This is a genomic window from Nocardia coubleae NBRC 108252, assembly GCF_001612805.1.
Taxonomy (GTDB): domain Bacteria; phylum Actinomycetota; class Actinomycetes; order Mycobacteriales; family Mycobacteriaceae; genus Nocardia; species Nocardia coubleae.
On sequence record NZ_BDBD01000027.1, the window covers coordinates 147,186 to 160,408 of the forward strand.

The window sequence follows — 13,223 nt, forward strand, 5'->3', positions numbered from 1 at the left end:
TCGGGCAAGGACAGTCGAGCCGGATTACGGTTCGGCGCCCGGCTCGTAGGCTCGCGACAATGGTGGACGTGAACACCCATTACGACGTGCTGATCGTCGGATCGGGTTTCGGCGGCAGCGTCACGGCGCTGCGGCTGGTGGAGAAGGGATACCGGGTCGGCGTGCTCGAGGCGGGCCGCCGGTTCGCCGACGCCGATTTCGCCGCGACCAACTGGGACCTGCGCCGCTACCTGTGGGCGCCACGACTCGGTTGCTACGGCATTCAGCGCGTCCATCGCCTGCGCGACTGTTTCATCCTGGCCGGAGCCGGTGTCGGCGGCGGGTCGCTCAACTACGCCAACACGCTGTACAAGCCGGGGGAGGCGTTCTTCGGTGACAAGCAGTGGGCGGGTATCACCGACTGGGAAGCCGAACTGTCCCCGCACTACGAACAGGCCACCCGCATGCTCGGGGTGGTCCGAAACCCATTGCACACCCCGGCCGACACCGTCATCAAGGCGGTGGCCGAGGAGATGGGCGTCGGGCACACCTTCGTGCCGACTCCCGTCGCGGTCTACTTCGGCGAGCCGGGCCGCACCGACGCCGACCCGTACTTCGGCGGTGTCGGCCCCGCCCGCACCGGCTGCGTGAAGTGCGGCGAATGTATGACCGGCTGCCGGCACGGCGCCAAGAACACGCTGGTCAAGAACTATCTCGGGCTGGCCGAGCAGGCCGGGGCCACGGTGCTGCCGATGACCACCGTGACGGCCCTGCGTCCGCAAACCGACGGCACCTGGCTCGTCGACACCGAGCGCACCGGCAGCTGGATCCGCAAGCAGCGCACCACGTTCACCGCCGACCGCGTGGTGCTCGCCGCGGGCACCTGGGGCACCCAGCGACTGCTGTTCCGCATGCGCGACCGCGCCGTCCTGCCCGCGCTGTCGCCGCGCCTCGGTGTGCTCACCCGCACCAACTCCGAGGCCATCCTCGGCGCGGGCCGCACCACGGTGAATCCCGACATCGAGGTCACCACCGGGGTGGCGATCACCTCCTCGTTCCACCCGACGCCCGACACCCACGTGGAACCGGTGCGCTACGGCCGGGGTTCCAACGCGATGGGCCTGCTGAACACCTACCTCGTCGACGGCGACCAGCGCACACCGCGCTGGCTGCGGGTGCTCGGCATCGCGGGCCGTCACCCGATCCGCACCGTGCGCCTGCTGCGCACCACACGCTGGAGCGAGCGGACCTTGATCCTGCTGGTGATGCAGAGCCTGGACAACTCCATCACCACCTACACCAAGCGTGGGCTGTTCGGCCGCCGCTACACCAGCAAGCAGGGGTACGGCCACCCCAATCCGTCCTGGATTCCGGCCGGGCACGAGGTGACCCGAAGGGTCGCCGAGAAATTCGGCGCCACCGCGGGCACCACCTGGCCCGATGTCTTCGGTGTTCCGATGACCGCGCACTTCATCGGCGGCTGCGCCATCGGCGCCGATCCGGCCACCGGCGTGATCGACCCCTACCACCGGGTGCACGGCTATCCGGGACTGAGCATCGTGGACGGCTCGGCCATTTCGGCGAACCTGGGCGTCAACCCGTCACTCACCATCGCCGCGCAGGCCGAACGCGCGGCCGCGCTGTGGCCGAACCGGGGCGAGGCCGATCCGCGGCCGCCGATGGGGGAGCCGTACCGCCGGATCGCGCCGGTCCCACCGCGTGCTCCCGTTGTGCCCGCCGGTGCCCCCGCGGCCCTGCGGCTGCCCATCGAACCGGTGGACCGGTCGGCCGTCGGCGCGTGAACCGGATCGAACACCGTGCCGAATAAGCGATTTCGGTCCACCATGGACGTATGGGTGGGCACGAGATCCGGCGAGCACGTCCCGAGGACTACGACGAACTGATCGGGGTGGTCGACGACTGGTGGGGGCGGGCCGTGACGCACAACCTGCCGCGCATGTTCCTCGACCACTTCCATCGCACCAGCCTGATCGCCACCGACGACGCCGGAATCTCCGGATTCCTCATCGGTTTCGGCTCACCCGCACACGCCGACGCCGCCTACATCCACTTCGTCGCCGTGCGCCCCGACGCCCGCAAATCCGGCCTCGGCCGCACCCTCTACGACGAGTTCTTCACGATCGTGCGCGCCGACGGCCGAAAACTGGTGTCGGCCATCACCTCACCGTCGAACTACACCTCGATCGACTTCCACCGCAGCCTCGGCTTCACGGTGACCGGACCGGTCGCGAACTACAACGGACCTGGCCGCGCCCTCATCACCTTCGAGCGCGTCCTGTAGAAACGCCGAACGGCGCCTCCCGAAAAGGGAGGGCGCCGTTCGGTATTCGAACTGCTTACCTGGGCGCCATGCGCAGGGCGCCGTCCATGCGGATGGTCTCGCCGTTGAGGTAGTCGTGGCGGGCGATGTACTCCACCAGCTGGGCGTACTCGTCGGGGCGGCCCAGCCGCGACGGGAACGGGACGCCCGCCTCGAGGTTCTTGCGGTAGTCCTCGGTGACGCCGGCGAGCATCGGGGTATCGATGATGCCGGGGGCGATGGTGTTCACCCGGATACCGAACTGCGCCAGGTCACGCGCGGCGGGCACGGTCATGCCGTGCACGCCACCCTTGGACGCCGAGTACGCGATCTGACCGATCTGGCCCTCGAAGGCCGCCACCGACGCGGTGTTCACGACCACGCCGCGCTGACCGTACTCGTCCACCGGCTCGGTCTTGGCGATAGCGTCGGCCGCCAGCCGCATCACATTGAAGGTGCCGAGCAGGTTCACGGTGATGACGGTGCGGAACAGCTCGAGATCGTGCGGGCCGTTCTTGGACAGGATGCGACCCGCCCAGCCGACACCGGCACAGTTCACCACGATGCGCAGCGGCGCCGGGCCCTCGGTCACCCGGGCGACGGCAGCGGCGACCTCGTCGTTGCTCGTCACGTCGGCGGCGATCAGGGTGACACCGTCGGGCACGCTGTCGCCCGCGCGCTCGATGGACTGCGGGATGTCGAGACCGAACACGGTGGCACCCGCCTCGGCCAGGCGCTTGGCGGTAGCGGCGCCGAGACCGGACGCGCCTCCGGTGACGATTGCGGCGGAACCAGAAATCTCCACAAAATCTCCTGTGTTATTGGCGGCTGGCGCCGCGGTTCGCGGCGCTAAACCCCGCCTCTTCCCTCCCTACGGGCACTCCTTCGTCGCACCCTTCGGTCAGTCCAGAGGCGGGGACGCGCCGCGAACTTGGTGGTTTTGCGGCCTTATCGGCCTTCTGCCAATAATGCACCATAGCGTTCGGGGGTGTGGTGTGGCGCACCCCTACTTCGGTGTAGCCGAAATCGTCGCGAACAGCGGTGTTTGCCGGTGGTAGCGTGCCGTCATGAGATCGTTCGCCGGTCCGAGCGTGGCCGGGCGCAGGGTCCTGATCACGGGTGCCGCGCGCGGGATCGGTGCTGCGCTGGCGCGGCGGCTGGCGGCGAAGGGGGCGCGGGTCGCGCTGCTCGGGATCGAGCCGGAACTGCTCGCCGAGGTGGCCGCGGAATGCGGTGATGTGCCGTGGCGCTACTGCGATGTGGCCGACCCGGCCCAGGTGGGGCGGGTGATTCCGGTGCTGGTCGCCGAACTCGGCGGGCTGGATGTGCTGGTGGCCAACGCGGGGATCGCCAAGCAGATGGCGATGGTCGGTGGCGACGCCTCGGTGCTCGAGGAGACGTTGGCGGTGAACGTGCTCGGTGTCGCGTACGCGGTGCAGGCGGCGGGTCCGTATATCGCGCACGCGGATGGGTACGTCCTGATGATGTCGTCCATCTCGAGTGCCGTGCAGCTGCCGCTCGGCGGCGCCTACAGTGCGTCGGCGGCCGCGGTGGCCGCGCTCGCGGAAACGCTGCGCTTCGAATTGTCTTCCACGGGAGCCAAAGTGGGCGTCACCTACTTCGCGGGGATCGACACCGACATGACCGTGCGCGGCTTCGACACCGCCGCCGCGCACACCATCCTCGGCGGCACCAGCCTGGCGGGGATCTCGCCGATCGGCCCGGCGGTCGACGCCATGGAACGGGCTGTGGCCCGCCGCAAGGCCACGGTGTACGCGCCGTGGTGGGTGGCGATGGCCCGGCCGCTTCGCCCCTTCGCCCAGCTGGTCGTGCAACGACTACACGGCAACAGGGTGGCGCGCGCCGTCGAGATCGCCCGCAACGAGGACGCACCGTTCACCACCGACCAACCGGCCCGGCCGCGCAGAATGGAACGGCAATGAGTGAGGAACCCGGATCGACCCTGCGTCAGCTGCCACGCGGGCGCCACCGCCTCTCGCGCGAGGAAGTGGTCGCGTCCCAGCGCGAACGTATCCTCGTCGCGATGGGGGAGGCGATGTGCGAGAGCGGCTATGTCGGCACGCCGGTCGCGGCGGTGCTCAAACGCGCCGGGGTGTCACGCGAGACGTTCTACGAGCAGTTCCGCTCCAAGGAGGACTGCTTCCGCGCCGCCTTCGACCGCGCCTCCAAGCTGCTCTCGGACCGGTTGCAGGACACCATCGCCGAACTCGCCGACGCCGACGCGCCGACCCGGATGGATCGCATCCTCACCGCCTACTTCCAGCACCTGATCGACGATCCCGCCTCCGCGCGACTGTTCCTCGTCGAGGTGTACGCGGCGGGACCGGCAGCGATCGCGGCCCGGATGGACCTACAGCACCGGTTCGTCACGGTGGTCGCGGCGATGCTCGGCGCCGAAACCGACGAGCAGCGCTTCGCCTGCGCCACCTTGGCGGCGGCGATCGGCGCGATGGTCACCGGCAAGATCGCCGGGGGCGACCTCGACAGCCTGTGGGAGCTGAAGGATCAACTCATCGCGTTGGCGCAGCGCTCGGGCACGGTTTACGGCAACGCCTTCGCCGGCTGATCCACCGGCTCGCGCTCACGCCGGGAGAACCGCCAGGCCAGCACCCCGGCGCCGGTGAGTGCGGGGGCGAGCAGCGCGAGCGCGAGGGATGCGACGCCGTCGACGCCGGGGACGAAGGCGTCGAGCAGGGTTTTCCCGGCGAAGAACAGGAACAGCAGACCGGAGGCGATGGCGATCCCGCGCTCGGGCAGGTGCTTACCCGCGAACTTGCCGACCAGAATCGCCAGCCCACCCGCGGCGACCATGCCTGCCACCGAGCCGATCCACACCGCGAGCCAGCTGTTGTTCGAGGCGAGCGCGGCCGCGGCGAACATGGTCCGGTCGCCGAGTTCGGCGAGCATGAAAGCGGAGATGACCACGAGGAACGCATTGCGGGTGCTGGGTGGTTCGGGGGCGGTCTCGGTGTCGTCGGCCGAGGCGAGCGCGTCACGCAGGGTCCACACGCCGACGGCCAGCAGGGTGAGCGCGGTCACCACCGCGATGGCACCGGCGGGCAACGCCGTGCCGAGAAAGTGGCCCACACCCGCGGCGATGAGGTTCACGGCGACACTGGCGACGCTGATTCCGGCCAGGACGACCCACCAGCGGTAGCGCAGCGAGAACGTCAGCGCCATCAGCTGCGATTTGTCGCCCAGCTCGGCCAGGAAGATCACGCCGAAGCTCAGCAGGATCGTGGCGATCAATGAATTCAGCTCCCAGGTAACAACTTCCGGCCTGCGGCTGAGACGGGGATGCCTTCAGCCACACCGGTCGAATGATCGGTTTCGTGGCCGAAGGTCTCGCCCACCGGTGACTACCGGTTCGCGCAGCCGGACCGCGCCGGTGGTGGCGGCGATCAGTATGTCGACTGGGCGATTGCGGGCTACTCCCCTTCGCTGTCGTCCACCCTAGCGCGGTTGCTCCCCGAATGCCAACATCGCGTCACCGAAAGGGCAACGGACACAATAAGTTTGGCTGAGCGGCCGGGATAGTTCGGTTCCCCTGAATTCCGGATCGGGAATCCCTGTTGCCAGTGGTTCGCCAGGCCGGTATCGCGAAAGGCTCAGGCAGCCAACAGCATTGCCAGCACGGCGGTATCCGGGTCGCTGATGAGGTCCATGCCGACCCGGCTCACCAGGGAGGTGACCGTGCCGTCGAGTTCGGCCTCGGCCCAGGCGGCGCGGTGTTCCAGACCCAGATGCGGCACGCCGGGCAGCAACACGCACCCGGACGCGGCGCCCACGCACTCGGGCAGCGACGGTCGGGTCTGCGACGGCGGATGCAGCATCAGCAGGGCGGGCGGCACGTGCTCGGCGAAACGCCCCGGCTCGATCGCCTGATCACCGACCACCGGGCCCTCCGCGAGGACGAGACCGACGGTGTCGGGTTCCGGATCGTCGGGCAACTCCTCACGCACCCCGAACACGGTGCTGGTGAGCAGCAGGCCCGGCAGCGACGCCACCCGCACGGCGAGCACGAGCACCTGCGCCCACTCCTTGGTGGTATCCGGCCACCGCCCCGACACCACGAATCCCCGCAAACGACCATCCGCCTGAAACGGCGTGAACCCGATCGGCCCCTGAACAGTCATGACGACCTCCCGACTTACGGATAAGTCAGGAATAGCCCCGAACCCTATTGGCACACAAGTACCACTGAGTGCTAGCCCGCCTCCCCGCGACTTTTGCCGACCAGCGAGAGCGCACCACCTGAGAACCGGGCCTGCGGTCGCACCACAGGCAAGTTCTGGGCGTCCCCGACGAGTTACCCATGTAGGTACGAAACCAGGCGGCACGAAAAAGTCCCCCGACGGCGAACCATCGAGGGACTCTTTACTATTCGCTAGCTCAGCCGAAGATGAGGCCCTTGCCCTGGTTGACGGCGCGGGCGAAGCGGTCCTGCACGTCGGCCCAGTTGACGACGTTCCAGAACGCGGTCACGTAGTCGGCCTTGACGTTCTTGTACTGCAGGTAGAAGGCGTGCTCCCACATGTCGACCTGCAGCAGCGGGATGATGCCGAGCGGCACGTTCGCCTGCTGGTCGTACAGCTGGAAGGTCAGCAGCTTCTGGCCGAGGGTGTCGTAACCCAGGACGGCCCAGCCCGAACCCTGCAGGCCGTTGGCCGCGGCGGTGAACTGCGCGCGGAACTTGTCGAACGAACCGAACTGGTCGTCGATGGCGGCGGCCAGGTCGCCCTCCGGCTTGTCACCACCGTTGGGGGAGAGGTTCTTCCACCAGATGGAGTGGTTGGCGTGACCACCCAGGTGGAAGGCCAGGTTCTTCTCGTGCAGGAAGATGGCGCTGTGATCGCCCGCTTCGCGCGCGGCTTCCAGCTTCTCCAGCGCGGTGTTCGCGCCGGCGACGTAGGCGGCATGGTGCTTGGAGTGGTGGATCTCGTTGATCTGCCCCGAGATGTGGGGCTCCAGTGCGCTGTAGTCGTAATCCAGATCCGGCAGCGTGTACTCGGCCACGTTGTCCCTTTCCTGTGTCGGGCTGTGTGCGCCCATCCGATCGAGCACACCAACCATCATTCGTACACCCGATCGGTGCAACTGCACACACTCGGCTCTGCATTCCCCCTAGTTCTCGGCCCGCCCGCCTCTGGACTGACCGGAGGGTGCGACGAAGGAGTGCCCGGAGGGAGGGAAGAGGCGGGGAACAGGGCCGAGAACCGCGGCGCCAGCCGCAATGTCACAGCGGGGGCGCGACGTCTGCTTTGCTTGCGCGGGCGTCGCCCGAGTCGTGGGCGGCCCACCAGCGGCGACCGCCCTCGACGAACTCGGCCATCGGGATCTCGCGGCCGTCCAGGTCGGTAATTGTGATCTTGTCGAACCATACTCGGACGTCGAGTTCGCGCGGATCGATGCCCTCCTCCTGGGAGAACTCGATGACATGCGCGGCGATGCGCTGGTCGAGCGCCGTGTCGAAGCTGAGCAGCTCGCTCCACAGCGTCCAGCCGCTGTCGTCGACGTCGATGAACTCCCAGCCGTGCAGGCCGCCGCCGCCGAAGCTCTCGATGGCCTCGTCGAGCTGGTCGATGGTGAGGGGAAGGACGCGGGCGTCGATGTCGTCCCAGCGCTGGATGCGCAGCGACGCGGCGACGCGGGTGACACCGGTGAAGGTGAGCAGCACTTTGCGCTCACCGGGTTCGGCGCCGTCGGCGGGCTGGGTGAGCACCGCCAGGCACAGCTGCAGCTTGCCCGCGTCGGCGTCCACCTCCACACCGAGACAGGTCGATTCGGACAAAGCGGTATTCAGGCCGTTGCGGTCGAAACTGTCGAGTAGCCCCCTGCTCTGGTTCATGCGCTCAGGCTACCGATCCGCCCGCCCAGATCCCACGAAATGGGATTTTCACTAGTGATGTCGTTTTTATGGAACCGAAACGGTCCGGCGTGCGTCCAAGTAGATGTCGGGATCATTGCGGACGCGAAATCCCGACGTCAGCGGCGAACGACCGCTCCGGGATGTCAGGAGGGGAGTCCCGGATCGGTCGTTCCCATGCCGCGCGAACCAGCTCGAATCCCCCTCGACGGGCGACTCGCCCCGATGGTGTGCTGATCGATTGCTGAGACCTGTGGATCGAGCTGTGGATTCTGTGGATAACCGAGATCGGTCCACAGACCACGCACACGGCGCCCGGCACCGCTTCGGGCATGGCAGGATCGAGGCGTGACGAGCTCCGATGTCCCCACGGTGCCGGTGGGCGAGGTACCGGCCGGGTTCGACCGCGCGGAACCGGTCCCCGGCGCCCAGCTGCTCGACGTGCGCGAACCCGACGAATGGGAGCTCGGGCACGCACCGGGCGCCATCCACATCCCGATGGTCGACGTCCCCGCCCGCCTCGACGACATCGACATCGACGCCGAGGTCTACGTGGTGTGCAGACAGGGCGGGCGCTCGATCGAGGTGGTCAAGTACCTGACCCACATCGGGTACGAGGCCTGTCATGTGGCCGGAGGCATGGTCGCATGGCAGCAGACCGGCCGTCCGGTGGTCGCCGACGGCGACCACGAAGCCAAGATCTACTAGTCCGGAACGGGGTGCGCGGGTGAGTTCGGTGGTGCAACCATGTGCACGCTGTGGCGCGCGGTGGGCCGTGCAGGGCGCGCCGATGCACTGGTGCCCGCGCTGCCGTGGCGTGCTGCTGTCCCCGGGCAAGGTCGACGCGCCGCCGGAGAAGCGCAACTACCGCTGGGTCGCCCGCAGGCCCGATCATCGCGACCGCCGCGTCAGCGCACGCACCGTGCGCGCCGACCCCGGTCCGACTCCCCGCTACACCGAGGTGCCGCGCTGGGGTCTGCTCGATCCGCCGCCCGCTCAGCCGCGCGCACCGCGCAGGCCGTTGCGCGGCATCGCCGACCGGCGTGACCGGCTGCTCGTCATGACCGCGACGGCGTTCGTGCTCGCCGGCCTCGCCGAATACGGCCGCTACCTGATCCTGCTGCAGAACCGCACCCGCCTGATCCCGAGCTGGCTGCTCTGGATCTCCGATGCCACCGTGTGGTTGTTCGGGACGCTCGCGCCGATCCTCGCGCTGCTGACGGCGCTGTCGCTGGTCGCGTGGCTGATCGAGGCCCGCCGTGCCGCCTACGCGGCGCACGGCAGTCGCGACCCGCGCCGATCGTGGACACTGATCGCCGGTTGCGTGATCCCGGGTGTGAACCTCGTCTGGCCCGGTGTCTTCCTCACCGAACTCGCCGCGGCACATCCCGATCCACGCGCACTGCGCGCGGTGCGGATCTGGTGGGCCGCCTGGGCGACGAGCGGGGTGCTGTTCGTCGCCGCGACGCTGTGGCGCAATGCCTCTACCCTGCAAGCCGAGGCCGACGGCGTCTCGTTCACCGGGTTCACCGACCTGTGCGCGGCCGGCTTCGCGGTGCTCACGCTGTGGACGGTTCGCCTGCTCGAGGGACGTGACCTGCGCGGGAATCCCCGTTCGGCGCACCGCCTGCTGATCGCCGCCGACCCGGCGCAGGAGGTCATCGCCCCGGTGGAACCGGGCGGTGCGAGTACGGCCGAGGAGACAGAACGTTCGGAATCCGCCGAGCCGGGCGAGAATCCGCACAAGGAGGTTGTGGCCAAGTGAGTCAGGGCAATCGCGCGCCGTTCGTCGTCGCGCACCGTGGTGCGTCGGGGGAGCTTCCCGAGCACACTCTCGCCGCCTACGAACTCGCCCTGACCGAGGGCGCCGACGGGGTGGAATGCGATGTCCGGCTCACGCGCGACGGCCACCTCGTGTGCGTGCACGACCGCACCGTCGACCGCACCGCCGACGCGACGGGCCTGGTCAGCGAGCTGACCCTGGACGAGTTGCGCGACATGAACTTCGGCACCGAGGACGCACCGGCGGGCGTGCTCGCCCTGAGCGACCTCATCGGCCTCGTCCTCGACTGGCGCAGCCGCCCGACCAAACTCTTCATCGAGACCAAACACCCCGTGCGCTACGGCGCCCTGGTGGAGAACAAGGTGCTCGCCGAACTCCAGCGCTTCGGCATCGCCACCCCCGCCTCGGCGGATCATTCACGCGCGGTGGTGATGTCGTTCGCCGCCACCGCCGTCTGGCGCATCCGGCGCGCGGCACCGCTGCTGCCGACGGTGCTGCTCGGCGAATCCTCGCGCTTCCTCGGCGGCGGCGCGGCGACGACGGTCGGCGCGACGGCGGTCGGTCCGTCGGTGAAAACCCTTCGTGAGCACCCGGAACTCGTCGACAAGGCCGCCGCGGCGGGCCGGGCAACCTACTGCTGGACCGTCGACGATCCAGAGGATGTGCAGCTGTGTGCCGACCTCGGTGTCAGCTGGGTGGCGACCAACCACCCGGGCCGCACCAAAGCGCTGCTCGCCACGCTCTGACATCGGCGGCCGGGGCTGCGGTTCTCGGCGCTTGACTCCGCCTCTTCCCTCCCTCCGGGCACTCCTTCGTCGCACCCTCCGGTCAGTCCAGAGTCGGAGGCGCGCCGAGAACGGGGGCGCGGGGCCGCGACGTGATCGGCGGCCATAAACTCCGTGCCGTGGGTAAAAGCAAGCGGAACAGTCCTAAGCCCGACAGTAATCGGGCTCAGCGTCTCGCCGAGCGGCGTGCGGCGCAGGAGCAGGCATCGGCGGTCGTGACGCGACCGTTCGAAGGTCTTGCTGCCGAATGTGATCTGGTGGCGCTGCGGGAGTTCGTGCCGTCGGCGACCGCGACCTTGAAGCTGGCGCCCGGCGTGGCCGCGCAGCGCGAGGTCACCCTGGCGACGGTGCTGCCCGGCGCGGTCGCCGCCCTGGTGCGCGCCGGTGACGAGCCGGTCGGCTTCGTCGGCACGCAGATGCAGTTCCGTGGCGCCGATCCGTCGGCCGATATCGCCGCCGCGATCCTGTGGACGCAGTCGGCCGAACCGGGCGAGTCGCTCACGGCCCCGGAGGCCGTCGAGGGCGGGCCGCGCCTGGCGGACGTCATCGATCCCGGTGCCGACCTGGAGCTCACCGTGCACCAGGACTTCGACTGGTGGGTGCCCGAGGGCGTGACCCCCGACCCGCAGGTCGCCGCGACCATCGAGCAGGCCAAGCAGGCGATCATGCCCTCGGCCCGCCTGGATCTGGGTGCCGACGGTGTCGGCGCGGCGTGGTGGGTCGACGCGGGCGAGAAGGCGCACGTGCGATGGGTGCGTCCGGAAGACGAGGACGCCCTGATGCTCGCGCTGGCGCGGGTGCACGCGGGCGGCGGCCTGCACATGGGCGAGGGTTCGCGGTTCGCCGGTTCCTTCCGTACCCACGGTGTGCTCGTTCCGGTTTTCGACCTCGATCCGGAGCGCCACCCCACCGAATGGGAGGCGCCCGCACGCGAATTCGGTGCGCGCCTGGCCGAGGCGCTGGCCTCGGACGCCCCGATGACGAGCGAGGAGCGGCGTTCGCGCGACGGTCTGCGTTCGCGTCAGGTCACCCTGCGCTGAACATTTCCGTGCGGATGAAATTAATGAAACATTCCACTTTCACACTGTTCGGTCGGTTAGGTTGACCCCAACGCCGACGCTCGGCGTCAGTGAAAGTCGGAGGACATCATGGAATTTCTCGGCTCTGTTGCCGGTCTCGCACAGATGGTGATCGGCACCATCCTCGCCAACACCGGCTCGGGCGGTTCCGGCTCCGGCTGGTGAGACGACGAAGGGATCGGCCCGGTACACCCGGGTCGATCCCTTCACCACTTGCGGGTCAGACGCTGCCGCCGGCGACCGACGGCGCGCCCGAGGCGTCCTTCGGGGTGCTCAGCTCACGCCACATGAAGGCCTCCAGATCGAACAGGTTCGACCCGGCGCGCTCGGCGATATTGAGCAGCGTCGTCATGGCGGCGACCTCTTCGACCTGTTCCTTCAGGAACCACTGCATGAACTGCTCGCCGAGGTAATCGCCCTCTTCGCGGGCGGTACTCGCCAGCCGCACGATCTGATCGGTGACCGTCTTCTCCTGGGCCAGCGCCAGCTCGATCGGCTCACGGGCGTTCTCGAAGCTCGACTTCGCCGCGTCGATGCCCGCGATCTCGACGCTGATATCGCGGTCGAGGAAATACTGCACGATCATCATCGCGTGATTGCGTTCTTCGACCGACTGCGCGTAGAACCGCTTGGCCAGCTGCGGCAAGTCGTTGTTGTCGAACCACACCGCAATGGCGATGTACTGATGTTCGGCGTTGAACTCATGCCGGATCTGGTCTTGGAGCAGGCTGTGGAATTTGCTGCGGGGGGGTTCCGGATGAATCGACATGTCGGCCACATTAGCGCTGGTCAGAAGGCTTGTCATCCAAGTGCAGCCTTATTGAGGACAGTATTTCCTAAGCAAGTATTTCCTAACTAAGCCCGGCCTTCGCCCGCCATTTTCGGGGCCGTCGCATACGTTTTCGCAGTTCCCGGCAGTTCGCGCCGAACAAATTCTTCCACATCGAACAAATTGCCGTCGCGGTCGAGCACCGCGAGCAAGGTGGTGAGCGCGGCGACCTCGTCGACCTGTTCCCGCAGGAACCATTGCGTGAACTGCTCGCCGAGATAGTCACCGGCCGCGCGAGCAGTCGCCGCGAGCGCGCTGATCTGGGTGGTGATCGTCTCCTCGCGTGCGAGCAGGAACGCGATCGCCTCGCGCGGGGCATCGAAATCGGGACGAACCTCGTCGAGCCCGCCGACCCGCACCGCCACGTCCCGGTCCAGCAGGTACTGCACCATGCGCAGCGCGTGGCCGCGATGTCGCGCCGCGTGGGCATAGGTCTGGTCGGCGAGCTGCGGCAATCGCTGCGCGTCGAAGTAGACGGCCGCGGCCAGGTACTGCTGGGCCGCGGTGAGTCCGTGGCGGATCTGGTCACGCAGGAGTTCGGTGAAGTCGGCCATGAGTCGA

Annotated in this window: 15 protein-coding genes; 8 read left to right on the plus strand and 7 right to left on the minus strand. The window is 68.3% G+C overall.

From position 1 onward, the window contains the following. The first annotated feature begins 59 nt into the window (after positions 1–59). Both NCO8_RS28145 and NCO8_RS28150 read left to right on the plus strand, forming a co-directional pair. Entirely contained in the window at positions 60–1,781 is a 1,722-nt protein-coding gene (locus tag NCO8_RS28145) for an FAD-dependent oxidoreductase (protein WP_067644134.1), read from the plus strand. Positions 1,782–1,831: 50 nt separating this feature from the next. Continuing rightward, positions 1,832–2,281, plus strand: coding sequence for a GNAT family N-acetyltransferase (locus NCO8_RS28150; RefSeq protein ID WP_067644137.1), 450 nt, complete (start codon positions 1,832–1,834; stop codon positions 2,279–2,281). 55 nt (positions 2,282–2,336) lie between these two features. Here the strand turns inward: NCO8_RS28150 and NCO8_RS28155 are convergent, their stop codons facing one another. Then, positions 2,337–3,104, minus strand: a complete 768-nt coding sequence (locus NCO8_RS28155) for an SDR family NAD(P)-dependent oxidoreductase (protein ID WP_067644140.1) — start codon at positions 3,102–3,104, stop codon at positions 2,337–2,339. 262 nt (positions 3,105–3,366) lie between these two features. Here NCO8_RS28155 and NCO8_RS28160 point away from each other — a divergent pair, with 262 nt between their 5' ends. Both NCO8_RS28160 and NCO8_RS28165 read left to right on the plus strand, forming a co-directional pair. After that, entirely contained in the window at positions 3,367–4,242 is an 876-nt protein-coding gene (locus NCO8_RS28160) for an SDR family NAD(P)-dependent oxidoreductase (protein WP_067644143.1), read from the plus strand. Then, positions 4,239–4,886, plus strand: coding sequence for a TetR/AcrR family transcriptional regulator (locus NCO8_RS28165; RefSeq protein WP_067495265.1), 648 nt, complete (start codon positions 4,239–4,241; stop codon positions 4,884–4,886). The genes NCO8_RS28160 and NCO8_RS28165 overlap by 4 nt, the downstream gene beginning before the upstream one ends. Here NCO8_RS28165 and NCO8_RS28170 read toward each other — a convergent pair. The 4 genes from NCO8_RS28170 to NCO8_RS28185 all read right to left on the minus strand — a co-directional run bounded on the left by NCO8_RS28170 (position 4,862) and on the right by NCO8_RS28185 (position 8,168). Then, positions 4,862–5,569, minus strand: a complete 708-nt coding sequence (locus tag NCO8_RS28170; RefSeq protein WP_067644146.1) for a TMEM165/GDT1 family protein — start codon at positions 5,567–5,569, stop codon at positions 4,862–4,864. The two genes, NCO8_RS28165 and NCO8_RS28170, sit on opposite strands and share 25 nt — an antisense overlap. A 359-nt stretch (positions 5,570–5,928) precedes the next feature. Then, positions 5,929–6,456, minus strand: a complete 528-nt coding sequence (locus NCO8_RS28175; RefSeq protein ID WP_067495270.1) for a peptidase — start codon at positions 6,454–6,456, stop codon at positions 5,929–5,931. Between the two features lie 256 nt (positions 6,457–6,712). Beyond that, entirely contained in the window at positions 6,713–7,336 is a 624-nt protein-coding gene (locus NCO8_RS28180) for a superoxide dismutase (protein WP_067495485.1), read from the minus strand. A 220-nt stretch (positions 7,337–7,556) separates the two neighbouring features. Then, entirely contained in the window at positions 7,557–8,168 is a 612-nt protein-coding gene (locus tag NCO8_RS28185; RefSeq protein WP_067644148.1) for a hypothetical protein, read from the minus strand. A 366-nt stretch (positions 8,169–8,534) separates the two neighbouring features. Here NCO8_RS28185 and NCO8_RS28190 point away from each other — a divergent pair, with 366 nt between their 5' ends. The 4 genes from NCO8_RS28190 to NCO8_RS28205 all read left to right on the plus strand — a co-directional run bounded on the left by NCO8_RS28190 (position 8,535) and on the right by NCO8_RS28205 (position 11,794). Continuing rightward, complete coding sequence (locus NCO8_RS28190; protein ID WP_084457547.1) at positions 8,535–8,894, plus strand: rhodanese-like domain-containing protein; 360 nt, start codon at positions 8,535–8,537, stop codon at positions 8,892–8,894. Positions 8,895–8,913: 19 nt separating this feature from the next. After that, positions 8,914–9,951, plus strand: coding sequence for a DUF4328 domain-containing protein (locus tag NCO8_RS28195; protein ID WP_067644151.1), 1,038 nt, complete (start codon positions 8,914–8,916; stop codon positions 9,949–9,951). Then, entirely contained in the window at positions 9,948–10,715 is a 768-nt protein-coding gene (locus tag NCO8_RS28200) for a glycerophosphodiester phosphodiesterase (RefSeq protein WP_067495278.1), read from the plus strand. Before NCO8_RS28195 ends, NCO8_RS28200 begins: the two co-directional genes overlap by 4 nt. 158 nt (positions 10,716–10,873) lie before the next feature. After that, positions 10,874–11,794, plus strand: coding sequence for a DUF5926 family protein (locus tag NCO8_RS28205; RefSeq protein ID WP_067644351.1), 921 nt, complete (start codon positions 10,874–10,876; stop codon positions 11,792–11,794). A gap of 259 nt (positions 11,795–12,053) precedes the next feature. On the opposite strand, the gene NCO8_RS28210 is transcribed toward NCO8_RS28205, so the two are convergent. After that, on the minus strand, positions 12,054–12,602 hold the full coding sequence (locus tag NCO8_RS28210; RefSeq protein WP_067495280.1) for a ferritin: 549 nt from the start codon (positions 12,600–12,602) through the stop codon (positions 12,054–12,056). Positions 12,603–12,688: 86 nt separating this feature from the next. Next, the gene (locus NCO8_RS28215) at positions 12,689–13,216 is read right to left on the minus strand and encodes a ferritin (protein WP_067495283.1); all 528 of its coding nucleotides are present in this window, start codon (positions 13,214–13,216) and stop codon (positions 12,689–12,691) included. Positions 13,217–13,223: the final 7 nt, after the last annotated feature.